Here is a 24,595-nt window from a genome sequence, read left to right as displayed (position 1 = left end):
TCCCGACGACGTGGACCTGAAGTCCCGTCTGATGTGACATCGGGCACTTCGTCCGTATTCCTGACTCTCACCGGGCGCGGCGAAGCACCGGCGGCGCACACGAAGGGGCCCGGAACCGTGACACGGTTCCGGGCCCCTTCGTCATGCCGTACTAGGCCTGCGGCAGATTCGCCAGCTGGGCCTCGATGCGGGCGATGTCCTCGTCCGCCTTGGCGAGGCGGCCCTTGATCTTGTCCACGACGTTGTCGGGGGCCTTGGCCAGGAAGGCCTCGTTCCCGAGCTTGGCCTCGGCCTGGGCCTTCTCCTTCTCGGCCGCCGCGAGGTCCTTCGCGAGGCGCTTGCGCTCGGCGGCGACGTCGATCGTGCCGGACAGGTCCAGCGCGACCGTGGCGCCGGCGACCGGCAGGGAGGCGGTGGCGGCGAAGCCCTCGCCCTCCGGCTGGAGGCGCAGGATCTGACGGATGGCGGCCTCGTGGGCGACGAGCGGGGTGCCGTCGACGGCGAGGCGGGCCGGCACCTTCTGGGCGTCCTGGAGACCCTGCTCCTTGCGGAAGCGGCGGACCTCGGTGACGACCCGCTGGACCAGCTCGATCTCCTGCTCGGCGGCCTTGTCGCGGAAGCCGCTGTCCTTCGGCCAGTCGGCGATCACCAGGGACTCACCGCCGGTGAGGGTGGTCCACAGGGTGTCGGTGACGAACGGGACGATCGGGTGCAGCAGCCGGAGCATGACGTCCAGGACCTCGCCGAGGACCCGGCCGGAGACCTTGGCGCCCTCGCCGCCCGCGAAGAACGTGGTCTTCGACAGCTCGACGTACCAGGCGAACACCTCGTCCCACGCGAAGTGGTAGAGGGTGTCGGCGAGCTTGGCGAACTGGAAGTCCTCGTAGTACGCGTCGACCTGCGCGACCGTCTCGTTGAGGCGGGACAGGATCCAGCGGTCGGTCGCCGACATCTCGGAGGCGTCCGGCAGCGGGCCCTCGATCGTGGCGCCGTTCATCATGGCGAAACGGGTCGCGTTCCAGATCTTGTTGGCGAAGTTCCGGGACGCCTGGACCCAGTCCTCGCCGATCGGGACGTCGACGCCCGGGTTGGCGCCCTTGGCCAGGGTGAAGCGCAGGGCGTCGGAGCCGTACTTGTCCATCCAGTCCAGCGGGTTGACCGTGTTCCCGAACGACTTCGACATCTTCTTGCCGAACTCGTCGCGGACCATGCCGTGGAACGCGATCGTGCGGAACGGCGGCTGACCGTCCATCGCGTACAGACCGAACATCATCATCCGGGCGACCCAGAAGAACATCAGGTCGTAACCGGTGACCAGGACGGAGTTCGGATAGAACTTCTCCAGGTCCGGCGTCCGCTCCGGCCAGCCGAGCGTGGAGAACGGCCACAGGCCGGACGAGAACCACGTGTCGAGGACGTCGGTGTCCTGCGTCCAGCCCTCGCCCGTGGGCGCCTCGTCGTCGGGACCGACGCAGACCAGCTCGCCGTTCGGGCCGTGCCAGACGGGGATGCGGTGACCCCACCACAGCTGGCGCGAGATGCACCAGTCGTTGAGGTTGTCGACCCAGTCGAAGTACCGCTGCGACATGTCGGCCGGGTGGATGTCGACCCGGCCGTCACGGACCGCGTCGCCCGCGGCCTTGGCGAGGGTCTCGACCTTGACCCACCACTGCAGCGACAGACGCGGCTCCAGCGTCGTCTTGCAGCGCGAGCAGTGGCCGACGGAGTGGACGTACGGGCGCTTCTCGGCGACGATCCGGCCGTCGGCCCGCAGGGCGGCGACGATCGCGGAGCGCGCCTCGAAGCGGTCCAGACCCTGGAAGGGGCCGTGGACGGTGATCACACCGCGCTCGTCGAGGACCTCGATGGAGTCGAGGTCGTGGCGCTGGCCGATGGCGAAGTCGTTCGGGTCGTGCGCCGGGGTCACCTTGACGGCGCCGGTGCCGAACTCCGGGTCGACGTGCGTGTCGGCGACGACCGGGATGGTCCGGTCCGTCAGCGGCAGCTTGATCTGCTTGCCGATCAGGTGGGCGTAGCGCTCGTCGTCGGGGTGGACGGCGACGGCGGTGTCACCGAGCATCGTCTCCGCACGCGTGGTGGCGACGACGATGGTGTCCTCACCCTCGCCGTACTTCATGGAGACGAGCTCGCCGTCGTCGTCCTGGTAGTCGACCTCGATGTCGGAGATGGCCGTCAGACAGCGCGGGCACCAGTTGATGATGCGCTCGGCGCGGTAGATCAGACCGTCGTCGAACATCTTCTTGAAGACGGTCTGGACGGCGCGGGAGAGACCCTCGTCCATGGTGAAGCGGTCGCGGCTCCACGCGAGGCCCTCGCCGAGGCGCCGCATCTGGCCGGCGATCTGACCGCCGGACTCGGCCTTCCACTCCCAGACACGCTCGACGAAGGCCTCGCGGCCCAGGTCGTGGCGGGACTTGCCCTCCTTGGCGAGCTCACGCTCGACGACGTTCTGGGTGGCGATGCCGGCGTGGTCCATGCCGGGCTGCCACAGCGTCTCGAAGCCCTGCATGCGCTTGCGGCGGGTGAGGGCGTCGATCAGCGTGTGCTCGAAGGCGTGGCCCAGGTGGAGCGAGCCGGTGACGTTCGGCGGCGGGATGACGATCGTGTACGCGGGCTTCTCGCTCTTCGCGTCCGCCTCGAAGTAGCCGCGCTCTACCCAGCGCTCGTACAGCGGCCCCTCTACCTCGGCCGGCGCGTACGTGGTCGGCAGTTCGGTGGTGGGCGCTGTCTGCTGCTGAGTGTTCTCGGTCACGGGGCCAGTTTAGGGGTGTCGCGGTGCTGTCCTGAAACGCTTTGGTTCGGTAACGGTGTGGCCCCCGCCGCACTTACGGCACGGCGGTTCCGCCAGGATGTTCGGTAGGCATAAACATCCTGTGAGGGGAACCTGTCGATGAGCTACAACCAGCCGGGCCCGTACGGCCAGCAGCCGCAGCAGCCCGGGCCCTACGGCCAGCAGCCGGGCCCGTACGGGCAGCAGCCGCAGCAGCCCGGGCCCTACGGCGCGCAGCCCGGTTACGGCTACCCCCAGCAGGCCCCGCAGGGCGTCCCGCCGCAGCAGCCGCCGTACGGCTACCCGCAGCAGCCCCAGCAGCCCGGCCCGTACGGCCAGCAGCCCCAGTACGGCGCCCCCCAGGGCCCGGGCGGCTACGTCCCGCACCCGCCGGCCCCGAAGAAGTCCAAGGCGGGCTGGATCATCGGCGCGGTCGCGGTGGTCGCGGCGATCGGCGTGGGCGCGTACTTCCTGCTGGGCGGCGGTGGCGCCTCGGTCGCGAACGACGGCCCGCACAAGCTGACCACGCCGGAGACGGTGCTGGGCGAGTACAAGAAGAATCCGGGCAAGGAAGGCGGGGACCGGGACTCCCTCAAGGAGGTCGAGAAGACCGGCGTCAAGAACGCGAAGAGCGTGGACGCCAGCTACCAGGTGAAGGACGCGAGCAACCCCATCGGGGGCAAGATGCTCTCCTTCAGCGGCCTGTACGGCGAGGTCGACGACCCGGAGAAGGTCGTCGACGGCGTCTTCGCCACCATCAAGGCGGAGGCCGACAAGGACGCGGGCAAGAAGGGTGAGCCGCAACTGGTCGGCAGCCCCCAGCAGTTCGAGCCGGCGGAGCTCGACGGCGCCATCCTGAAGTGCCAGCAGGCCAAGTCCGAGGCCGACCCCACCGCGTCGACCCCGACCCCCGCGTTCACCATGAACATCTGCGTCTGGGCCGACCACAGCACGGTGGGCTTCGTGGTCCCGATGGACATGAGCGGCCTGCTCACCGGCAAGTCCGAATCGGCCGAGGACGCCGCCGCCATCACCGCCAAGCTCCGCAAGGAGATCCGCGTCAAGCTCTGACCGGCTCGCCGGACATGACGAAGGGGGTCCCGCCTCGGGCGGGACCCCCTTCCGTCGTTCTCGGCGTCAGGCCGACTTCTCGTGCCTGCCGTCGTTCTTCACGATCCGCGGGACCAGCGTCGGGTTGACGTTGTTACGGACGACGTCCGCCGTGATGACCACGCGGGCCACGTCCTTGCGGGACGGGACCTCGTACATCACCGACTGGAGGACCTCCTCCATGATGGCCCGCAGGCCTCGCGCGCCGGTGCCGCGGAGGATCGCCTGGTCGGCGATGGCCTCCAGGGCCGGGCGGTCGAAGTCCAGCTCCACACCGTCGAGTTCGAAGAGGCGCTGGTACTGCTTCACCAGGGCGTTCCGCGGCTCGACCAGGATCTGGAGGAGCGCCTCGCGGTCCAGGTTGTGGACGGAGGTGAGGACGGGGAGGCGGCCGATGAACTCGGGGATCATCCCGAACTTCACCAGGTCCTCCGGCATGACCTCCTGGAACTGGTCGCTCGCCTCGATCTCGCGCTTGGAGCGGATGGTCGCCCCGAAGCCGATGCCCTTGGCGCCCGCCCGCGACTCGATGATCTTCTCCAGGCCGGCGAAGGCGCCGCCCACGATGAAGAGCACGTTCGTCGTGTCGATCTGGATGAACTCCTGGTGGGGGTGCTTTCGGCCGCCCTGCGGGGGCACCGAGGCCGTCGTCCCTTCCAGGATCTTCAGGAGGGCCTGCTGCACGCCCTCGCCGGAGACATCGCGGGTGATCGACGGGTTTTCGCTCTTTCGGGCGACCTTGTCGATCTCATCGATGTAGATGATCCCGGTCTCGGCCTTCTTGACGTCGTAGTCGGCCGCCTGGATCAGCTTGAGCAGGATGTTCTCGACGTCCTCGCCGACGTAGCCGGCCTCCGTCAGCGCCGTCGCGTCGGCGATGGCGAACGGCACGTTGAGCATGCGCGCCAGCGTCTGGGCCAGGAGCGTCTTGCCGGAGCCCGTGGGGCCCAGCAGCAGAATGTTGGACTTCGCCAGCTCGATGGCGTCGTCCCGCCCCGCCCCGCCGCCGTTCTCGCCGGCCTGGACGCGCTTGTAGTGGTTGTACACCGCGACCGAGAGGGCCTTCTTCGCGGGCTCCTGCCCGACGACGTACCCCTCGAGGAACTCGTAGATCTCGCGGGGCTTGGGGAGTTCCTCCCAGCGCACCTCGCTCGTCTCCGCGAGTTCTTCCTCGATGATCTCGTTGCAGAGGTCGATGCACTCGTCGCAGATGTACACACCGGGTCCCGCGATGAGCTTCTTCACCTGCTTCTGGCTCTTTCCGCAGAACGAGCACTTGAGCAGGTCGCCGCCATCACCGATGCGTGCCACGAGGTGCTTCCCCTTCGCCTGGGAGCGCTTGGTTCAGCGACTCCTGGTGCCTCATATTCGACGGTACCTTGCCGGGCCCCCCGTTCGGGCCCCCCTTGGCACGGTTCACATGGTCGCGATTCGGCCACGCGCACCGTGCCACGGGAAGGTCGGGCGTCAGTGTGCCGTGGCGGCCGTGCTCTTACGGGTCGAGACGATCTGGTCCACCAGGCCGTACGCCAGGGCGTCCTCGGCCGTGAGGATCTTGTCACGCTCGATGTCGTCGCGGATCTTCTCGATCGGCGTCGAGGAGTGCTTGGCCAGCATCTCCTCGAGCTGGCTGCGCATGCGCAGGATCTCGTTGGCCGCGATCTCCAGGTCGGAGAGTTGCTCACGGCCGGTGCCGCCGGAGGGCTGGTGGATCAGCACGCGGGCGTTCGGCAGGGCCATCCGCTTGCCGGGGGTGCCGGCGGCGAGCAGCACGGCCGCGGCGGAGGCCGCCTGGCCCATGCAGACCGTCTGGATGTCCGGCTTCACGAACTGCATCGTGTCGTAGATCGCCGTCAGCGCGGTGAAGGAGCCACCGGGGCTGTTGATGTAGATGGAGATGTCGCGGTCCGGGTCCATCGACTCCAGGCACAGGAGCTGCGCCATGACGTCGTTGGCGGAGGCGTCGTCGATCTGCACGCCGAGGAAGATCACGCGCTCTTCGAAGAGCTTGGCGTACGGGTCGTACTCGCGGATTCCCTGCGAGGTGCGCTCGACGAAGCGCGGCACGACGTAGCGGTTGTCGATCGGCGCGCCGGTGTAGAGGCCGCTCGCGGAGAGGTTGTTCTGCATCTGGGTGTTCACCGTCCTGGTGGCGTTCGGTGGGCTGGGGCTCTTGGGCGGGCGGACGGGCTCAGGCGCCCGTGCCGCCGCCGCCCGGAACACCTGCGGCGTGCGTGATGATGTCGTCGATGAGGCCGTACTGCTTGGCCTCGTCCGCGGTGAACCAGCGGTCACGGTCGCCGTCGCGGATGATCGTCTCGACGGTCTGGCCGGAGTGCTGCGCGGTGATCTCGGCCATCCGCTTCTTCGTGCGGAGCAGGTACTCGGCCTGGATCTTGATGTCGGAGGCGGTGCCGCCGATGCCGGCGGAGCCCTGGTGCATCAGGATGTCGGTGTTCGGCAGCGCGAAGCGCTTGCCGGGGGCGCCGGCGGTGAGCAGGAACTGGCCCATGGAGGCCGCCATGCCCATACCGATGGTGACGACGTCGTTCGGGATGAACTGCATGGTGTCGTAGACCGCCATGCCGGCCGTCACCGAGCCGCCGGGGCTGTTGATGTACAGGTAGATGTCCTTGTCCGGCTCGGCGGCCAGGAGGAGCATCTGAGCGGTGATCTTGTTGGCGATGTCGTCGTCGACCTGCTGGCCGAGGAAGATGATCCGCTCGCCGAGCAGCCGGTTGTAGACATGGTCGCCGAGGCCGCCACCGATGGACGGCTCACCCGCGGCGTAAGGCTTCAGATTCGTCACGTATCCACCTGCTCGTCTCCGACGGCCAGGGCCGTCTCAGCGTCTCGTACCGAGGGCACTGCCCTCTCTTCATGGACCCTAACGCGCAGGTAGGACAACGCCATCCCGGTTCCCGAACTGTTCGCTGGGAGCGCAAGGTAGTTGGGGGCGCGTGGCCGGGTCCTCGTACGTCCACGGGCCCGTACGCACTGGAGTGCGTACGGGCCCGTGGAGCGGGGTCCGCGCGGGGCGGAGGGCCCCTTACTTGTCCTCGGAGACCTCGGCCTCGCCGGTGACGGCCTCGACGGCCTCGGCGGCGGTCTCGACCTCGTCCTCGTCGTCGGAGAGGTCGACGACCTCACCGTTGGTGTCGAGGACCTTGGCGGCCTCGACGACGACCGCGAGGGCCTTGCCGCGGGCGACCTCGCCGACGAGCATCGGAACCTGGCCACCCTCGGCCACGGCCTGGGCGAACTGGTCGGGGCTCATGCCGGAGGAGGCGGCACGGCGGAACAGGTGCTCGGTGAGCTCCTCGCGGGAGACGTCGAGCTTCTCCTTGTTGACGAGCTCATCGAGGATGAACTGCGTCTTGATGCCCTTCTCGGCCTGCTCCTTGGTCTCGGCCAGGAACTCTTCCTCGGTCTTGCCCTGGATCTCCAGGTACTTCGCGAGGTCGAGGCCCATCTGGCCGAGCTGGTGGTGCTCCAGGTTGTGCTTGCGGGTGTTGATCTCGTCCTCGAGAAGCTTCTCGGGCATCGGGACCTCGACCAGCTTGAGGAGCTCGTCGAGGACGCGCTCCTGGGCCTGGGTGGCCTGGTCGAACTGCTTCATGTTCTCGAGGCGCTTGCGGCTGTCGGCCTTGAGCTCGTCGAGGGTGTCGAACTCCGACGCCATCTGCGCGAACTCGTCGTCGAGCTCGGGGAGCTCACGGGCGGAGACGGTGGTGACCTTGACGGTGACCTCCGCGTCCTTGCCCTCGGCGGAGCCGCCCTTCAGCTGGGAGGTGAAGGTGGCCTCGCCACCGGCCTCCAGGCCCTTGACGGCCTCGTCGATGCCGTCGAGCAGCTCGCCCGAACCGATGGTGTACGAGACGTCGCTCGCGACACCGTCGGGCAGGACCTCGCCGTCGACCTTGGCCTCGAGGTCGATGGTGACGACGTCGCCGTCCTGGGCGGCGCGCTCGACGGCGGAGGTCGAGGCGAAGCGCTCGCGGAGCTGCTCCACGGACTTCTCGACGTCCTCGTCGGTGACCTCGACCGCGTCGACGGTGACCTCGATGCCGGAGTAGTCCGGGATCTCGAGCGTCGGGCGGATGTCGACCTCGGCGGTGAAGGCCAGCAGCTCGCCGTCCTTCAGCTCGGTGATGTCGACCTCGGGCTGGCCGAGCGGGTTGACCTCGGCCTCGTTGACGGCCTCGGTGTAGAACTTCGGGAGCGCGTCGTTGACGGCCTCTTCCAGCACGGCGCCGCGGCCGAACCGCTGGTCGATCACGCGAGCCGGGATCTTGCCCTTACGGAAGCCCTTGACCGTGACCTGCTGGTTGATCTTCTTGTACGCCGCGTCGAGGCTGTCCTTGAGCTCCTCGAAGGGCACCTCGACAGTGAGCCGAACCCGGGTCGGGTTCAGGGTCTCCACGGCGCTCTTCACGGTTCGGTCTCCTTGTGGCTGATTCCTGGAATCCACCGGTTCCGCGTGTGGCGGTTCCGGCGGGTCGGCCCGGTCAGAAAGACACACGGGCACGCAGCTTGCATAGTAACCGCAAGCGGGATGACGCCCACAACGTGATCAAGAGCCCGCGAGCTGTGCGCGTGATCGTCATGGTCGGGGTGGCGGGATTTGAACCCACGGCCTTCCGCTCCCAAAGCGGACGCGCTACCAAGCTGCGCCACACCCCGTCGGTGCGACACGTAGGGTACATGGACGGGGACTGTGCGGCGCCCCCTGTTTGCGGGGTGTGCGCGAAGGGCCTCCGAACCGCTACCATGCTGTTCGTGCCGCGGTCCTCGTGACCTGCGGCGCGATGCTGTGCGGGTGTAGCTCAATGGTAGAGCACTAGTCTTCCAAACTAGCTACGCGGGTTCGATTCCCGTCACCCGCTCCATGTGCCCGGGGCCGGTCAGGAGTTGTCTTCTCCTGACCGGCCCCGAGGCGTTTCACGGGGTGCCCCGGGACCGTGCGAGATGCCGGGTCGGGCGGACGGCCGCAGACTGGGCTGAGATCACGCCCCGCCCCTCTCCGCACCGGAGGCCGTCCATGAAGGACCTGAAGTTCGAGCAGAAGCGCTCGCTGTCCCGCGCCGAGGCGGCGGATCAGCTGACCGCCCTCGCCACCGCCCTGCGTCAGGGCGGGGAGGCCGAGCTGGAGCTGGGGGCGGGGACCCTGAGCCTGCGCATCCCCGACGAGCTCCGCTGCGAGCTGGAATTCGAGGTGTCGGGCGGGGAGATCGAGCTGGAGATCGAGTTCAAGTGGCCGACGGGCCGTGCCCGGAGGAGCGCGCCCGAGAAGCCGGACGAGTCGGCCAAGGCCACGGCGTCGAAGGGCACGGCATCGCGGACCCCGGCGGCGAGGGCCACGAAGAAGACCGCGGCGGGCAAGCCGGCCGCTCCGGCGAAGCGGGCGTCGCGCAAGGCGGCATCCGGGCCCGCGTCGGCCTCCGGTGGCGGCCGGCGGACGAAGCGGGCGGCGGCGAAGCATTCCGAGGGCGCCGAGACCCCGGCGACTCCCTCGGCCTGAGGGCCGTCTCAGAGCTTTCCCGGGGTCCGGCTCAGAACTTTATCGAGGCGACCGTCTGCGTTATCGAGTCCAGGAAGCGCTGGATGTCGTCGGCCATGCCGGTGGAGGCGAGGAAGAAGCCGAAGAGGACCGCGACCACTGCCGGGCCGCCCTTGAGGTTCCCCCCGCGGATCAGCACCACCAGGATGATTGCCAACAGCAACACCACAGACAGTGAAATGGCCACAACTGATCACACCCTCGGTCGGTCCCGCCTTGCCCACCAGGGAGCCCGTGTCCCGGAACACCCCCCGCTGCCTCCATCGTGCCACCAACCCCCCTGCCCCCGCTGCCTGGTGACGAATCGTCGTGGACAAGATCACGTCGCGGCGGGCGACGCGGGTCAGGCGCGGCGGGAGATCAGCAGCAGGGCCCGGTCGTCGTTGACGTCCTTGGCGACGGCCTCGATCAGGTCCCAGGCGACGCCGTCGAAGCCCTCCACGACGCAGCGGTCCGCCTCGCCGGTGAGGCGGTCGATGCCCTCGGCGATGTCCCGGTCCGCGGCCTCGACGAGGCCGTCGGTGAAGAGCATCAGGACGTCGCCGGGGCGCAGGGATCCCTTGTCCGGGTGGAACTCGGCGCCGTCGTAGACGCCGAGCAGCGGCCCGTCGGCGGCCTTCTCCTCCCAGCGCCCGCTGCCCGCGTGCAGCTGGAGGGCGGGCAGGTGGCCGGCGGAGAAGAGTTCGTAGTCGCCGGACTCCAGGTCCAGGACGAGGTGGATGGAGGTGGCGAAGCCCTCGTCCCAGTTCTGGCGGAGCAGATAGCCGTTGGCCGCGGGCAGGAAGCCGTGCGGCGGGAGCGAGCCGAGGAGTCCGCCGAAGGCGCCGGAGAGCAGCAGGGAGCGGGAGGCCGCGTCCATGCCCTTGCCGGAGACGTCGGTGAGGACGACCTCCAGGGTCCGGCCGCCGTGGGTGCGGGCGGCGACGACGAAGTCGCCGGAGAACGACTGGCCGCCGGCCGGGCGCAGGGCCATCTCGCGGTGCCAGCCCTGCGGGAGCCGCGGCAGGGCGCTCTGGACGCGGATGCGCTCGCGCAGGTCGAAGAGCATGGTGCCGCCGCGCCGCCAGGGCACCCCGACCCGGGCCCGGAACTGGGCGATGAGCAGTCCGAAGAGTCCGCAGGCGGCGACGACCAGGACGGTGCCGGGGGTCACGCGCGCGGGACCCTGGGTGTACGGGCCGAGGACGACGGACTCGACGATGAGGGCGCCGGCGGCGGCCGCGTACAGACCGAGCAGGCTCGCGGGGCGCAGCAGCAGTCCGCCGGCGACGATCGGCAGCACGAGGGCGGCGGGTGCGCACCAGACCGGGTCGAGGAGCGTTCCGAGGGCGATGGCCGGAATCATCAGCAGGAGTCCGGCGAAGGCGAGCCAGTCGGAGCCGTCCCCGCGGAAGTAGTCGACGCCGGATCTGCGCAGCGCGATGCGGGCCCGGCGGGCGCGTCGGCGCATCCGGGCCGCGTACGTCTTCACTCCGGCGCGGTGTCCCATTGGCCTGGACCCTATCCATCCCGTCCGACATCGCGCAGGGGTACCCCTGTGACAATGTGCGTGAAATCGGGTCGCCCCGGGCGGGCGCCGCTGATATCGATGGCATATGACTACTGAACTGCGGGTTCTCGACCCGACCGAGTGGGACCGCTGGTACGGAGTCCTCGAACTCGCCTTCGGGGGTGTGCCCGAGGCGCCGGAGGAACGGCAGCTGTGGCGCGACCTGACCGAGTTCGACCGTTCCCTGGGGGTTTGGGAGGGTGACCTGTGTGTCGGTACGGCGGGGGCTTTCACGTTCCGGCTCACGGTGCCGGGCGGGGCGTCGGTCCCGGCCGGCGGCGTGACGATGGTGAGCGTGGCCGGCACGCACCGGCGGCGCGGGATCCTGACGTCGATGATGCGGCGGCAGCTCGACGACCTGCGGGCCGCCGGTGAGTCGATCGCGGTGCTCACGGCCTCGGAGCCGGAGATCTACGGGCGGTTCGGGTACGGCGTCACCGCGTACACGGCGCGGGCGACGATCGACACCACGCGGGTGCGGCTCACGGTGCCGGAGGGCACGGACGAGGTGCGGCTGCGGCAGGCCGATCTCACCGGGTCGTCGGCGGCGTGCGAGGCCGTGTACGCGGAGCTCGTGCCCACGCGGCCGGGCATGCTCGCCTCGATGCCCGGCTGGGAGCGCCTCGCGCTGCTCGACCCGGCGGGCGACCGGGAGGGCGGGTCGCCGCGGCTCTGTGTGCTCGCCGAGCGGGACGGGGAGGTCGTGGGGTACGCCCATTACGCGATCAAGCCCGACTGGTCGTTCGCGGGGGCGGCGGGGGTGGTGACCGTGCACCGGCTGTACGGGCTCGACCCGGTGGCGGAGGCGGCGCTGTGGCGGTTCCTCTGCTCGGTGGACCTGACCTCGGAGGTACGGATCCTCAGCCGGCCGGTGGACGACGGCTGGCAGCACCTGGTGAGTGACGTCCGCCGCTGCGCGCCGCACCTGCGGGACGCCCTGCATCTGCGGCTGGTGGAGGTCGGGGCGGCGCTGGAGGCGCGGACGTACCAGGCGCCGCTGGACGTGGTGTTCGAGGTCGAGGACGCGTTCTGCCCCTGGAACGAGGGGCGGTGGCGGCTGACGGGCGACCAGAAGGGCGCGACCTGCGTACGGACCTCGGATCCGGCGGATCTGGCCCTGTCCGTACGGGAGTTGGGGGCGGCGTATCTGGGTGGGATCTCGCTGGTCTCGCTGGCGGGCGCCGGGCGGGTGCGGGAGCTTCGCGAGGGGGCGCTGGTCGAGGCCTCGGTGGCGTTCGGGTCGCCGGTCGCGCCGTGGCTGCCGCACGGGTTCTAGCCCTGTCGGCCCGGCGGGGCGCCCTCTAACGCTGCTGGCAGCCCGGGCACCAGAAGAGGTTTCGGGCCGCCAGGTCCGCGGTGCGGATCCCCGTGGCGCAGAGGTGGCACGGCATGTGGGCGCGGCGGTAGACGTAGACCTCGCCGCCGTGGTCGTCCACGCGCGGCGGGCGGCCCATCGCCTCGGGGGTGTGCTCGGGGCGGACCGTGTCGATGCGGTTCAGGCGGACGCCCTCACGCATGAGCTCCACCAGGTCGGTCCAGATCGCGTCCCATTCCCGGCGCGTCAGGTCCTTGCCCGCGCGGTAGGGGTCGATGCCGTGCCGGAAGAGGACCTCGGCGCGGTAGACGTTGCCGACGCCGGCGATGACCTTCTGGTCCATGAGCAGCGCGGCGATCGTGGTGCGGGACTTCGAGACGCGGCGCCAGGCCCGGTCGGGGTCGTCGCCGTCGCGGAGCGGGTCCGGGCCGAGGCGGTCGTGTATCGCCTGCTTCTCGGCGTCCGTGATCAGCGCGCATGTGGTGGGGCCGCGGAGGTCGACGTACGACTCGGGGTTCGCGAGGCGCAGCCGGACCGTGTCGGTGGGCGGCGGGGCCGGCGCGTCACCGAAGTTCACCTTGCCGAAGAGGCCCAGGTGGATGTGGACCCAGCCCATGCCGGCGAAGCCGAGGAAGAGGTGCTTGCCGTGCGCCTCGGTGGTGTCGAGCACGGTGCCGTCGAGCAGCGCCGCCGAGTCCGTGAACTTGCCCTGCGGGCTGGTCACCCGCACGGACCGGCCGCCGAACCGTTCCCGGTGGTCGGCGGCCAGTCGGTGGATCGTGTGCCCCTCGGGCATCAGGCGGTCGGCTCCTGCGGGTGGTGGGCCGGGATCGGGGGGAGCTCGCCGGTGTTCTCGTACGCGGTGAGCATGTCGATCCGGCGGGTGTGACGCTCGTCACCGGAGTACGGGGTGCTGAGGAAGATCTCGACGAACTTGGTCGCCTCTTCCCGGGTGTGCATCCGGCCACCGACGGAGATCACGTTGGCGTTGTTGTGCTCGCGGCCGAGGGCGGCGGTCTGCTCGCTCCAGGCGAGGGCGGCGCGCACCCCCTTCACCTTGTTCGCGGCGATCTGCTCGCCGTTGCCCGAACCGCCGATGACGATGCCCAGGCTGTCCGGGTCCGCGGCCGTCTTCTCGGCTGCGCGCAGGCAGAACGGCGGGTAGTCGTCCAGGGCGTCGTAGATGTGGGGACCGCAGTCGACGGGCTCGTGGCCGTGTGCCGTGAGCCACTCGACGAGGTGGTTCTTGAGTTCAAAGCCGGCGTGGTCGGAACCGATGTAGACGCGCATGAGACCGAGTGTGGCATGTCGAGGACCGGGTAGCAGGCAGCGGGGTCGGCACCCTCACCCGGCCTGGTACGGACCTTCGACTCTCGCGAAGTGGTCCACGCAACGATCCGGAATGAGGTCTTCCGATCACACCCGTTCCCGGTGTTCAATGCTCGGGCTCGCGATCCGAGCGCCCCCCACACGCAAGGAAGCGTTCATGAACACGCAACCGACCCTGACGAAGGACGGCGAGGAGACCGGTACCCCCGGGGCACCGCACTCCTCCGACGGCCTCAAGGCCGGTCTCAAGAACCGTCACCTGTCGATGATCGCCATCGGTGGCGTCATCGGCGCCGGCCTCTTCGTCGGCTCCGGCTCCGGCATCGCCGCGGCCGGCCCCGCGATCCTGCTGTCGTACTTCCTCGTCGGCGCCATGGTCGTCTTCGTGATGCGGATGCTCGGCGAGATGGCCGCAGCCCGGCCGTCCTCCGGCTCCTTCTCCGCCTACGCCGACCGGGCCCTCGGCCGCTGGGCCGGCTTCAGCATCGGCTGGCTCTACTGGTTCTTCTGGGTCGTCGTGCTCGCCGTCGAGGCGACCGCGGGCGCCAAGATCCTGGAGAGCTGGATCCCGGCCGTCCCGCAGTGGGGCTGGGCGCTCATCGTGATGGTGGTGCTCACCGCCACCAACCTCGGCTCCGTCGCCTCGTACGGCGAGTTCGAGTTCTGGTTCGCCGGCATCAAGGTCGTCGCGATCGGCGCGTTCGTCGTCATCGGCATGCTCGCCGTCTTCGGCGTGCTGCCCGGCTCGGACAACCCGGGCGCCGGATTCGCGCATCTCACCGACAGCGGGGGCTTCTTCCCGATGGGCGCGGGGGCGATCCTCACCGGTGTGCTGATGGTCGTCTTCTCCTTCATGGGCAGCGAGATCGTCACCCTGGCCGCCGGCGAGTCCGAGGACCCGCAGAAGGCCGTCACCAAGGCGACCAACAGCGTCATCTGGCGTATCGGCGTCTTCTACCTGGGCTCGATCTTCGTCGTCCTGACCCTGCTGCCGTGGAACGACAAGTCGATCGTCGAGAAGGGCTCGTACGTCGCCGCCCTCGACTCCATCGGCATCGCGCACGCCGGTCAGATCATGAACGTGATCGTCCTCACGGCCGTGCTCTCCTGCCTGAACTCGGGCCTCTACACCGCCTCCCGCATGGCCTTCTCGCTCGGCCGGCGCGGTGACGCGCCCAAGGCCTTCGCCAAGGTCAACAAGCGGGGCGTGCCGGTGGCGGCGATCCTCGGCTCGGTCGTCTTCGGCTTCGTCGCGGTCTTCTTCAACTACAAGTGGCCGGACACCGTCTTCGCGTTCCTGCTGAACTCCTCCGGCGCGGTGGCGCTCTTCGTCTGGCTGGTCATCTGTGTGACCCAGCTGCGGATGCGCGGCATCATCCTGCGCGAGTCGCCGGAGAAGCTCGTCGTGAGGATGTGGCTCTTCCCGTACCTGACCTGGGCGACGATCGCCATGATCGTCTTCGTCCTCGGCTACATGATCTACGACGGCGGCAGCGCCCGTGAGCAGGTCGTCCTCTCGCTGCTCGTGGCCGCGCTCGTGATCGCGATCGCGCTGGTCCGGCAGAAGTTCGGGAAGGGCTCCGCCCAGTCCGAGCCCGAGCTCGACCGCGTGTGACCCCGTAGGCCCGTACGCGAAGAGGGCCCGTCGTTCCCCCGGGAACGACGGGCCCTCTCGTGTGTCCGCGGTGCTCAGCCCTTGCGGCCGACGAGCTTCCACGCGGTCGGCAGGACGCCCATCGCGAGGGCCGCCTTGAGGGCGTCGCCGATGAGGAACGGGGTGAGGCCCGCCGCGACGGCCTGGCCGAGGGTCATGCCGGTGGCGAGCGCCAGGTACGGCACGCCGACCGCGTAGATGATCGCGGAGCCCAGGACCATCGCACCGGCCGTACGGAGCACCGAGCGGTCCGCGCCGCGGCGGGCGAGGGCGCCGACGACGGTCGAGGCGAGGAGCATGCCGAGGACGTAGCCGAAGGACGGCATGCCGTAGCCCGAGGAGGCCTGCGCGAACCACGGCACGCCCGCCATGCCGGCCACCGCGTACAGGGCCAGGGCGAGGAAGCCGCGGCGGGCGCCGAGCGCCGTGCCGACGAGCAGGGCGGCGAAGGTCTGGCCGGAGACCGGGACCGGCGAGCCGGGGACCGGGACGGAGAGCTGCGCGGCGATGCCGGTGAGGGCGGCGCCGCCGACGACCAGGGCGATGTCGCGGGCGCGGCTCGCGCTCACGCTCCCGCTCGCGGGCAGCAGGTCGGCGAGGACGGTTCCCGCACGGAGGGAACGGACGGGGGCGGCGGCGGTGCTCATCGGTACTCCGCGGGGGTGAGGGTGGGTGGGACGCCTTGACGGTATGCCAGGGGTGAACGCTCGATCACCGTCAGCCGCCGACAAAGCGACGGACGAGTGCTTCGTGGAGATCGAACAAACCCCGTCGATCACCCTTCTCGCCACGTGACGCTTGTCACTAGGAACTCGTGCGTGGAGGTCCCTTTTGCGCCAGGGGTCGTTCACTGGAGAGACTGTGGGGTCTCCATAAACCGTCAGAGAGCACGAGCCCACGCATGCACGACTCCCCCGCCCCCGAACCGGAGCCCCTCTCCCACGGTCTGAAGCAGCGTCATCTGACGATGCTGGGGCTCGGCGGGGTGATCGGCGCCGGGCTCTTCGTCGGCTCCGGCGCGGGCATCGCCGTCGCCGGGCCCGGCATCGTGGTCTCGTATCTGATCGCCGGCGCCCTCGCGATGCTGGTCATGCGGATGCTGGGTGAGATGTCGGCGGCGATGCCCGCCTCGGGGGCCTTCTCGGTCCATGCCGAGCGGGCGCTCGGCCGGTGGGCCGGCTTCTCGGTGGGCTGGCTGTACTGGTTCCTGCTCGTCGTCGTCCTCGCCGTGGAGGCGACGGGGGCGGCGCGGATCGCGCACGGCTGGGTGCCCGAGGTCCCGCAGTGGGGCTGGGTGCTGATCTTCATGATCGTGTTCACCGTCGCCAACCTCGCCGCGGTGAAGAACTTCGGCGAGTTCGAGTTCTGGTTCGCGGCGCTCAAGGTCGGCGCGATCGTCCTCTTCCTGGTGCTCGGCACGCTTGCGATCGTGGGCCGGCTGCCGGACACGGATCCGGTGGGACTCGCGAACCTGACGGGGCAGGGCGGTTTCCTGCCGAACGGCTGGTCGGGGGTGGTCTCCGGGGTCCTCGCGGTGGTCTTCGCCTTCGGTGGCCTGGAGGTCGTGACGATCGCGGCGGCCGAGTCGGACGACCCGGCCAGGAACGTGGCCCGGGCGGTGCGCAGCGCCGTCTGGCGGATCCTCCTCTTCTACGTGGGCTCGATGCTGGTCATCGTGACGTTGCTGCCCTGGACCTCGATGAAGCCGGGCGAGTCGCCGTACGTCGCCGTCCTGGACGCGATCGGGGTGCCGGCGGCGGGCCAGATCATGAACGTGGTGGTCTTCGTGGCGCTGCTCTCGGCGCTCAACGCGAACCTGTACGGCTCCTCCCGGATGGTGTTCTCGCTGGCCGAGCGCGGCGAGGCCCCGAAGGGGCTGCTGCGGGTCTCGGGCGGCGGGGTGCCGCGCCGGGCGGTGCTCGCCTCGGTGGCCTTCGGCTTCGTGTCCGTCCTCCTCAATCTGAAGTGGCCGGATTCCGTCTTCCTCTACATGCTCAACGCCGTCGGCGCGGTGCTGCTCTTCGTCTGGGCGCTGATCGCGGTCTCGCAGCTGCGGCTGCGCCGCCGGATCGAGCGCGAGGCCCCGGAGACGCTGACGCTGAGGATGTGGGGCTTCCCGTGGCTGACCTGGGTGGCGCTCGCCGCGATGGGGGCGGTGCTGGTCCTGATGCTGACGGACGACGCGGCCCGGCCGCAGGTGCTGTGGTCGGGGGCGGCGACCGGGGCGGTGCTGCTTGTGGCCTGGGCCCGGGAACCGCGTACGAAGCGGGGTTAGATCTTCACCTTGTGTGAAGGTCGTGCCCGTATAGCGGACATCCGTTCCCTGTGAGCGGTGGTGGCCCACAGACTGTTGGCTCCCTCCCCCGTCTCAGCTAGTGAACAGGGCTCGCCCATGTCTCGGACCACCGCGCCCGCGCCGGCCGACCGCAAGGACGGCGCGACCGCGACTGCCGAAGGTCTCACCCACGGCCTCAAGCAGCGCCACCTCTCGATGATCGCCCTCGGCGGCGTCATCGGCGCCGGGCTCTTCGTCGGCTCCGGCGCCGGTATCGCCGCCGCAGGGCCCTCGATCGTGATCGCCTACGCGATCTCCGGCATCCTCGTGATGCTGGTGATGCGCATGCTCGGCGAGATGTCCGCGGCGAACCCGGCCTCCGGCTCGTTCTCCGTCCACGCCGAGCGGGCGCTCGGCCCCTGGGCGGGCTTCACCGCCGGCTGGGCCTTCTGGTTCCTGCTCTGCGTCGCCGTCGGCCTGGAGGGCATCGGCGCCGCGAAGATCATGACCGGCTGGTTCCCGGACAGCCCCGAGTGGGCCTGGGTCGCGCTCTTCATGCTGGTCTTCTGCGTCACCAACCTCGCGGCCGTGAAGAACTTCGGCGAGTTCGAGTTCTGGTTCGCCGCGCTCAAGGTCGGCGCGATCGTCCTCTTCCTCGGCATCGGCGTCCTCGCGATCGTCGGCGTCCTGCCCGGCACGGACGCCCCCGGCACCGCGAACCTCACCGGCGACGGCGGCTTCTTCCCGCACGGCTCCGAGGGCCTGATCGTGGGTCTGCTCGCCTCCGTCTTCGCGTACGGCGGTCTGGAGACGGTCACCATCGCGGCGGCCGAGTCGGAGCACCCGGTGCAGGGCGTCGCCAAGGCGGTCCGTACGGCGATGTGGCGGATCGCGCTCTTCTACATCGGCTCGATGGCCGTCATCGTCACCCTCGTCCCGTGGGGCGACAAGGCGGTCGTCGAGAAGGGCCCGTACGTCGCGACCCTCGACCACCTGGGCATCCCGGCGGCCGGTCAGATCATGAACGTCGTCGTGCTCGTCGCCCTGCTGTCGGCGATGAACGCCAACATCTACGGCGCCTCCCGCATGGCCGGTTCGCTCGTCTCGCGCGGCCAGGGCCCGAAGGCCCTCGGCCGCACCTTCGGCGGGGTCCCCCGCCCGGCGGTGCTCGTCTCCTCCGTCTTCGGCTTCGCCTGCGTGCTGCTCAGCTACTGGCGTCCGGACGACATCTTCGTCTGGCTGCTCAACACGATCGGCGCGATCATCCTGGTCGTCTGGTTCTTCATCGCGGCCTCCCAGCTGGTGCTGCGCCGCCGCACCGAGCGCGAGGCGCCGGAGAAGCTGGTCGTGCGGATGTGGGCCTTCCCGGTGCTGACCTGGGTGGCGCTCGCAGGCATGGCGGCGATCTTCGTCCTGATGGCCCGTGAGGAGGGCACGCGGGTGCAGCTGTACTGGACGGGCGGCCTGACGCTGCTGCTCGCCGCCGTCGGCTTCGCGCGGCAGAAGCTGCGGGGACCGGTGACCGAGGAGTCCTGAGCCTCCCCTCCGCGCGACCGCGCCCCGTCGAGCAGCTCGTGCTCGGCGGGGCGCGGTGCCGTGTCCGGAGGGGTACGGCCGGAACGGGGTCAGACTCCGCAGTACGGGGCCGTCCGTACGTACCCGCCGGCGTTCTCGTCGTCCGTGCCGAGCAGGGCATCACCCGTGCCCGGCAGGCACTCCACGGCCTCGATCTTGTAGCCGGGGAAGGCGCCGAGGACCTTCGGTGCCGCGTCGAGCGAGAGCCGCACCCGGCCGGCGGCCGAGAGGGTCACCCGGCCCGCGTCGCTCACGGCCGAGTCGAACGGGCCGTCGTCCCCGGCGTCCGAGGCCGAACCGACCAGGATCCGGCCGGAGTCGGTCACCGTGATGTCGGAGATGTGACGCGTCCCGGCGTCGGCCGGGTACGTCGACCGGTAGACCCGCCGGCTGACGGCGCCGAACAGCGGCTGTCCCCAGGACGCGAACGAGAGCGGCGCCGCGTACAGGGTGGCGGGCCGGTCCATACCGGCGCCGCGGTCCGCCCACAGCGCGGCGAACCTCCCGTCCCGGGACACGAGGGCGAAGCTCTCGAAGTCGTCGCCCTCGCCGATGCCCGGGAGCGGGGAGTGGTCGAGGACGGTGGCGGTGCCGCCGTCGACCTTGACGCGGTAGACGATGCCGCGGGAGGCGAGGGCCAGGTACTCGCCGGGGGCGCCGGGGACGGCCTCGATGGCCTCCAGGTCGACGGGCTCGGCCCCGGCCCAGGTGAGCGGGGTGACGGTGGCGGGACCCTCCGCGTAGGCGAGGCGGGAGAGGCGCTGCTGTCCGGTCCGCTTGTTGTCGTGGACGACCAGCGCGCCGGCGCCCTCGTGGGCGACGCCGCTGATGCCGCCGCGGGTGTCGGTGCCGACCCGCTGCCAGTCCTCGGGGCCGGCGACGGCGGGAGTGGCGCCGAGCACGGCGAGGAGCGCGGTCGCCGTGAGAAGTCTCAGGGGGAGTCTCATGCGAGCACGTTATGGATCTTGACGGGCCCGGCCCCAGCATCGGTTGGCCCGTTCGGCGGAGCGCGCGGAAGCACTCCGCGATCGGGCGTGCGGGCGACGACGGCAGTTCGCCGACAGGGCCTAGGGCCAAGGGCTGATCAACTTCCGCCGCACCTACTGTTAGCCTGCACTTGCATATAGGTTGCAATAAGCAGGAGCCGTTGAAGGGGCCGGGCACATGGCGATCTACACACTTCCGGAGCTGCCGTACGACTACGCGGCGCTGGAGCCGGTGATCAATCCGCAGATCATCGAGCTGCACCACGACAAGCACCACGCCGCGTACGTCAAGGGCGCGAACGACACCCTGGAGCAGCTGGAGGAGGCGCGCGACAAGGACCAGTGGGGCGCGATCAACGGCCTGGAGAAGAACCTGGCCTTCCACCTCTCCGGCCACATCCTCCACTCCATCTACTGGAACAACATGGACAGCCCGAAGGACGGGGGCGGCGGCGAGCCGCTGGCCGCCGACGGCGTCGGTGACCTCGCGGACGCGATCACCGAGTCCTTCGGCTCCTTCGCCAAGTTCAAGGCCCAGCTGACCAAGGCCTCCGCGACCACCCAGGGCTCCGGCTGGGGCGTCCTCGCGTACGAGCCGATCAGCGGCCGGCTCATCGTCGAGCAGGTCTACGACCACCAGGGCAACGTCGGCCAGGGCTCGGTCCCGATCCTGGTCTTCGACGCCTGGGAGCACGCCTTCTACCTGCAGTACAAGAACCAGAAGGTGGACTTCATCGAGGCCATGTGGCAGGTCGTCAACTGGCAGGACGTCAGCAAGCGCTACCACGCCGCCAAGGCCTCCGTACCGCTGATCTCCTTCTGACCACTGCCCGGAAGGGCTCCCCCGTCGCCCTGCTCGTGATCGTCTTCTCAACCTTCACTCGCAGGCGGATGAGCGAAGAACCCCCGTGATGACGTGAATCACGGGGGTTCTTCCATGCCTCGGGAGAGGCCTCACGGACTACGTGAAGCTGGGCTCCGCCGTCCGCGTGCGCTTGATCTCGTAGAAGCCCGGCGTCGACGCCACGAGCAGGGTGCCGTCCCACAGCCGGGCCGCCGCCTCGCCGCGCGGGGTCGGGGTGACGACGGGGCCGAAGAAGGCGACCTCGTCGCCGTCCGCGCCCGGCACAGCGATGACCGGGGTGCCGACGTCCTGGCCGACCTTCGTTATGCCCTCCGTGTGGGAGGCGCGCAGCTCGGCGTCGTAGGTGTCCTTGTCGGCGTACTCGACCAGGTCCGCGGGCAGGCCGACGTCGGTCAGGGCGCCGACGATCGCCTCGCGGGTCGGGCCCTCGCCGTTGTTGTGGAAGCGGGTGCCGAGCGCGGTGTAGAGCTTGCCGACGACCTCGTCGCCGTGCAGCTGCTGAGCGGCGACGACGACCCGGACGGGGCCCCAGGCCTTGGTCTCCAGCATCTCCCGGTACTCGGCGGGGACCTCGTCGAGGCGGTTCTCGTTGAGCACGGCCAGGCTCATGACCTTCCACCGCACGTCGACCGGGCGGACCTGCTCCACCTCCAGCATCCAGCGGGAGGTCATCCAGGCCCAGGGGCACAGCGGGTCGAAGTAGAAGTCGGCGGTGGTCCTGCTCTCGGACATGTCACTCCTCGGTACGGCCGTGGCGAAAAGAAAGGCGGAAAGACGACGGTGGGGCGCCGAAAGGGAGGAACCCCCGGAAGCGCGACGGCATTCCCGTGTCCCGGGCGACAGCCGCACATGGGAAGATCGGTGCTGTTTCGAACGTGCCACGAAGGAGTGACCGTGCCCGGTGAGAATCTGTCCCGCGACGAGGCCCACGAGCGGGCGGCGCTGCTGTCCGTCGACGGGTACGAGGTCGTCCTCGACCTGCGCTCTGCGGTCGGCGACTCGGCCGAGGCCGTGCGCACCTTCCGCTCCCAGACGACGATCCGCTTCCGTCGCACCGGCGAGGGCACGAGCACGTTCGTGGATCTGATCGCCCCGTCCGTGACCGCGGTCACCCTCAACGGACGCTCCCTCGACCCGGCGGTCGTCTTCGACGGCTCCCGGATCGCGCTCGACGGGCTCGCCGACGAGAACACCCTCGTGGTGGACGCGCAGTGCGCCTACAGCCGGACCGGCGAGGGCATGCACCGCTTCGTCGACCCGGAGGACGGCGAGGTCTACCTCTACACGCAGTACGAGCCGGCCGACGCCCGCCGGGTGTACGCCAACTTCGAGCAGCCCGACCTCAAGGCCCCGTACCGCTTCGCGGTGACCGCGCCCGAGGGCTGGACCGTCTGGTCGAACGGCGCGGGCGAGCGGGACGCCGGGGGCGTGTGGCGGTTCGCCGAGACGGCGCCGATCTCCACGTACATCACCTGTGTCGTGGCCGGGCCGTACCACTACGTCACGGACAGCTACACGCGGACGCTGGCCGACGGGACCGAGCTGGAGATCCCCCTCGGCGCGATGTGCCGCAAGGGGCTCGCCAAGCACTTCGACGCGGACGACGTCTTCCTGATCACCAAGCAGGGCTTCGACTTCTTCCACGACAACTTCGACTACCCGTACCCCTTCGGGAAGTACGACCAGGCCTTCGTCCCCGAGTACAACCTCGGCGCGATGGAGAACCCGGGCATGGTGACCTTCCGCGAGGAGTACATCTACCGGGGCAAGGTGACGCAGGCGGCGTACGAGCGCCGGGCGAACGTCGTCCTGCACGAGATGGCGCACATGTGGTTCGGCGACCTCGTGACCATGGTGTGGTGGGACGACCTGTGGCTGAAGGAGTCCTTCGCGGACTTCATGGGCTCCTTCTCCCTCGCCGAGGCGACCCGCTTCACCAACAGCTGGGTGACCTTCGCCAACAACCGCAAGGCCTGGGCGTACCGCGCCGACCAGCTGCCGTCCACGCACCCGATCACGGCCGACATCCGTGACCTGGAGGACGCCAAGCTCAACTTCGACGGCATCACGTACGCCAAGGGCGCGTCGGTGCTCAAGCAGCTCGTCGCGTACGCCGGCCGGGACGCGTTCCTGGAGGGCGCGCGCCGCTACTTCAAGCGCCACGCGTACGGGAACACGCGGCTCGCCGACCTCCTCACGATCCTGGAGGAGACCTCGGGCCGCGACATGAAGGCCTGGGCGAAGTCCTGGCTCCAGACCTCCGGCGTGAACACCCTGACGCCCGCCGTCACCTACGACGCCGAGGGCCGGATCACCGAGCTCGCGGTCCTCCAGGAGGGCGACGCCACGCCGGATCAGCCGACCCCGTCGGCGGGGCGCCCCCACCGCGCCGCCGTCGGCCTCTACCGGCTCTCCGGCGGGGAACTCGTCCGGTACGCGCGCGCCGAGGCCGACATCACCGGCGTCCGGACCGTCGTCGCCGACCTGACGGGCGAGGAGAAGCCCGACCTGGTCCTCGTCAACGACGACGACCTCACGTACTGCAAGGTCCGCTTCGACGAGGGCTCGCTCGCCACCCTGCGCGCCCACCTCGGCGACATCACCGACCCGCTGGCCCGCGCCCTGTGCTGGTCGGCGCTGTGGAACCTGACCCGCGACGCCCTGATGCCCGCCCGGGACTTCGTCTCCGTCGTCCTCGCCTTCGCGGGCCGCGAGACCGACATCGGCGTCCTCCAGATGGTGCACGCCTGGGGCAAGTCGGCGGTCACCCACTACGCGGCCCCCGCATGGCGCGAGGAGGGCGGGCGGCTGCTCGCCGAGGGCGCCCTGCGCGAGCTGCGGGTGGCCGAGCCGGGCAGCGAGCACCAGCTGACCTGGGCGCGGTTCTTCGCCGCGACGGCCTCGTCCGACGCCGACTTCCAGCTCCTCGAAGGGCTGCTCGACGGTACGGCGAAGATCGACGGGCTCGACGTCGACCAGGAGCTGCGCTGGTCGCTGCTCTCGCCGCTCGCCGTGCACGGCCGCGCGGACGAGACCCGGATCGGCGAGGAGCTGACCCGGGACGACACGGCGACGGGCAAGCGCCACCAGGTCCGCCTGCTGGCCTCGCGACCCTCGGCGGCCGTCAAGGCCCAGGCCTGGGCGCAGGTCGTCGAGTCGGACAGCCTGTCGAACGCGCTCGTCGAGGCGACGATCGCCGGCTTCGTCCAGCCCTCGCAGCGCGAACTGATCGCCCCCTACGCGGAGAAGTACTTCGCGGCGATCGAGCGGCTGTGGGCCGAGCGGTCGATCCAGATCGGCATGGACGTCGTACGGGGCCTGTTCCCGGGGCTCCAGGACGACCAGGCCACGCTGGCCGCGACGGACGCCTGGCTGTCGGCGCACGAGGCGGCCGCCCCGGCCCTTCGCCGACTGGTCCTCGAATCGCGGGACGACCTGGCGCGGGCGCTGCGGGCGCAGGACTGCGACCGCCTCGCCGGCTGACGTCGCCGGTCGACGACGGTGGGGGCCGCGGACTTCGGTCCGCGGCCCCCACCGGGCTTTCCGGGTTCGCGACGGGCCGGGGCGAGGGGGCCGCGGACCGAAG

Annotated in this window: 20 protein-coding genes and 2 tRNA genes; 9 read left to right on the top strand and 13 right to left on the bottom strand. The window is 70.0% G+C overall.

Annotated features, from left to right (window positions below):
* Window positions 1-151: 151 nt before the first annotated feature.
* Window positions 152-2,773 carry a valine--tRNA ligase gene (locus tag AOK00_RS04715; protein ID WP_055599046.1) on the bottom strand — a complete coding sequence of 874 codons (2,622 nt, stop codon included), beginning with the start codon at window positions 2,771-2,773 and terminating at the stop codon, window positions 152-154.
* Between the two features lie 138 nt (window positions 2,774-2,911).
* On the opposite strand from AOK00_RS04715, the gene AOK00_RS04710 reads away from it, so the two are divergent.
* Entirely contained in the window at window positions 2,912-3,862 is a 951-nt protein-coding gene (locus AOK00_RS04710; RefSeq protein ID WP_055599045.1) for a hypothetical protein, read from the top strand.
* Window positions 3,863-3,928: 66 nt separating this feature from the next.
* Here the strand turns inward: AOK00_RS04710 and clpX are convergent, their stop codons facing one another.
* From clpX to AOK00_RS04685, 5 genes are all read right to left on the bottom strand, one after another.
* Window positions 3,929-5,212: an ATP-dependent Clp protease ATP-binding subunit ClpX gene (gene clpX / locus AOK00_RS04705; protein WP_024755522.1), complete on the bottom strand. Its 1,284-nt coding sequence runs from the start codon at window positions 5,210-5,212 to the stop codon at window positions 3,929-3,931.
* A 156-nt stretch (window positions 5,213-5,368) separates the two neighbouring features.
* Entirely contained in the window at window positions 5,369-6,031 is a 663-nt protein-coding gene (locus tag AOK00_RS04700) for an ATP-dependent Clp protease proteolytic subunit (RefSeq protein WP_055599060.1), read from the bottom strand.
* Window positions 6,032-6,092: 61 nt separating this feature from the next.
* Window positions 6,093-6,710 (bottom strand): ATP-dependent Clp protease proteolytic subunit, encoded by a 618-nt coding sequence (locus AOK00_RS04695; protein ID WP_055599044.1) that lies wholly within the window; start codon window positions 6,708-6,710, stop codon window positions 6,093-6,095.
* Between the two features lie 240 nt (window positions 6,711-6,950).
* A complete protein-coding gene (gene tig / locus AOK00_RS04690) occupies window positions 6,951-8,336 on the bottom strand; it encodes a trigger factor (RefSeq protein ID WP_055599043.1) in 1,386 nt (461 codons plus the stop codon).
* Between the two features lie 171 nt (window positions 8,337-8,507).
* Window positions 8,508-8,584: transfer RNA gene (locus AOK00_RS04685), tRNA-Pro, on the bottom strand.
* Window positions 8,585-8,716: 132 nt separating this feature from the next.
* On the opposite strand from AOK00_RS04685, the gene AOK00_RS04680 reads away from it, so the two are divergent.
* Window positions 8,717-8,790: transfer RNA gene (locus tag AOK00_RS04680), tRNA-Gly, on the top strand.
* Window positions 8,791-8,942: 152 nt separating this feature from the next.
* On the top strand, window positions 8,943-9,422 hold the full coding sequence (locus AOK00_RS04675; protein ID WP_055599042.1) for an amphi-Trp domain-containing protein: 480 nt from the start codon (window positions 8,943-8,945) through the stop codon (window positions 9,420-9,422).
* Window positions 9,423-9,453: 31 nt separating this feature from the next.
* Here the strand turns inward: AOK00_RS04675 and AOK00_RS04670 are convergent, their stop codons facing one another.
* Window positions 9,454-9,648, bottom strand: a complete 195-nt coding sequence (locus tag AOK00_RS04670; RefSeq protein ID WP_015033610.1) for a hypothetical protein — start codon at window positions 9,646-9,648, stop codon at window positions 9,454-9,456.
* 156 nt (window positions 9,649-9,804) lie between these two features.
* Window positions 9,805-10,950, bottom strand: a complete 1,146-nt coding sequence (locus AOK00_RS04665) for a PP2C family protein-serine/threonine phosphatase (protein WP_055599041.1) — start codon at window positions 10,948-10,950, stop codon at window positions 9,805-9,807.
* A gap of 106 nt (window positions 10,951-11,056) precedes the next feature.
* On the opposite strand from AOK00_RS04665, the gene AOK00_RS04660 reads away from it, so the two are divergent.
* A complete protein-coding gene (locus AOK00_RS04660) occupies window positions 11,057-12,286 on the top strand; it encodes a GNAT family N-acetyltransferase (protein ID WP_055599040.1) in 1,230 nt (409 codons plus the stop codon).
* Between the two features lie 25 nt (window positions 12,287-12,311).
* On the opposite strand, the gene AOK00_RS04655 is transcribed toward AOK00_RS04660, so the two are convergent.
* Together AOK00_RS04655 and AOK00_RS04650 are read right to left on the bottom strand one after the other, a co-directional pair.
* On the bottom strand, window positions 12,312-13,121 hold the full coding sequence (locus AOK00_RS04655; protein ID WP_055599039.1) for an Fpg/Nei family DNA glycosylase: 810 nt from the start codon (window positions 13,119-13,121) through the stop codon (window positions 12,312-12,314).
* Window positions 13,121-13,615, bottom strand: coding sequence for a ribose-5-phosphate isomerase (locus AOK00_RS04650; protein WP_055599038.1), 495 nt, complete (start codon window positions 13,613-13,615; stop codon window positions 13,121-13,123). Before AOK00_RS04650 ends, AOK00_RS04655 begins: the two co-directional genes overlap by 1 nt.
* A gap of 196 nt (window positions 13,616-13,811) precedes the next feature.
* Here AOK00_RS04650 and AOK00_RS04645 point away from each other — a divergent pair, with 196 nt between their 5' ends.
* Window positions 13,812-15,269 carry an amino acid permease gene (locus AOK00_RS04645; protein ID WP_055599037.1) on the top strand — a complete coding sequence of 486 codons (1,458 nt, stop codon included), beginning with the start codon at window positions 13,812-13,814 and terminating at the stop codon, window positions 15,267-15,269.
* 74 nt (window positions 15,270-15,343) lie between these two features.
* On the opposite strand, the gene AOK00_RS04640 is transcribed toward AOK00_RS04645, so the two are convergent.
* Window positions 15,344-15,955 carry a biotin transporter BioY gene (locus AOK00_RS04640; protein WP_055599036.1) on the bottom strand — a complete coding sequence of 204 codons (612 nt, stop codon included), beginning with the start codon at window positions 15,953-15,955 and terminating at the stop codon, window positions 15,344-15,346.
* 254 nt (window positions 15,956-16,209) lie between these two features.
* Between AOK00_RS04640 and AOK00_RS04635 the strand changes: the two genes are divergently transcribed.
* Together AOK00_RS04635 and AOK00_RS04630 are read left to right on the top strand one after the other, a co-directional pair.
* Complete coding sequence (locus AOK00_RS04635) at window positions 16,210-17,583, top strand: amino acid permease (RefSeq protein ID WP_055599035.1); 1,374 nt, start codon at window positions 16,210-16,212, stop codon at window positions 17,581-17,583.
* 117 nt (window positions 17,584-17,700) lie between these two features.
* Complete coding sequence (locus tag AOK00_RS04630; RefSeq protein ID WP_055599034.1) at window positions 17,701-19,119, top strand: amino acid permease; 1,419 nt, start codon at window positions 17,701-17,703, stop codon at window positions 19,117-19,119.
* 89 nt (window positions 19,120-19,208) lie between these two features.
* Here the strand turns inward: AOK00_RS04630 and AOK00_RS04625 are convergent, their stop codons facing one another.
* The gene (locus tag AOK00_RS04625; protein WP_055599033.1) at window positions 19,209-20,105 is read right to left on the bottom strand and encodes a hypothetical protein; all 897 of its coding nucleotides are present in this window, start codon (window positions 20,103-20,105) and stop codon (window positions 19,209-19,211) included.
* A gap of 217 nt (window positions 20,106-20,322) precedes the next feature.
* Here AOK00_RS04625 and AOK00_RS04620 point away from each other — a divergent pair, with 217 nt between their 5' ends.
* Complete coding sequence (locus AOK00_RS04620; RefSeq protein ID WP_055599032.1) at window positions 20,323-20,967, top strand: superoxide dismutase; 645 nt, start codon at window positions 20,323-20,325, stop codon at window positions 20,965-20,967.
* 138 nt (window positions 20,968-21,105) lie between these two features.
* On the opposite strand, the gene AOK00_RS04615 is transcribed toward AOK00_RS04620, so the two are convergent.
* Window positions 21,106-21,741, bottom strand: coding sequence for a mycothiol-dependent nitroreductase Rv2466c family protein (locus AOK00_RS04615; RefSeq protein ID WP_055599031.1), 636 nt, complete (start codon window positions 21,739-21,741; stop codon window positions 21,106-21,108).
* A 162-nt stretch (window positions 21,742-21,903) separates the two neighbouring features.
* Between AOK00_RS04615 and pepN the strand changes: the two genes are divergently transcribed.
* A complete protein-coding gene (gene pepN / locus AOK00_RS04610) occupies window positions 21,904-24,492 on the top strand; it encodes an aminopeptidase N (RefSeq protein ID WP_173861503.1) in 2,589 nt (862 codons plus the stop codon).
* Window positions 24,493-24,595 lie beyond the last annotated feature (103 nt).

The organism is Streptomyces aureus, assembly GCF_001418135.1.
GTDB lineage: Bacteria > Actinomycetota > Actinomycetes > Streptomycetales > Streptomycetaceae > Streptomyces > Streptomyces aureus_A.
Note: the sequence above shows the minus strand (reverse complement) of the source record. Positions and strands in the feature narration are given on the sequence as shown.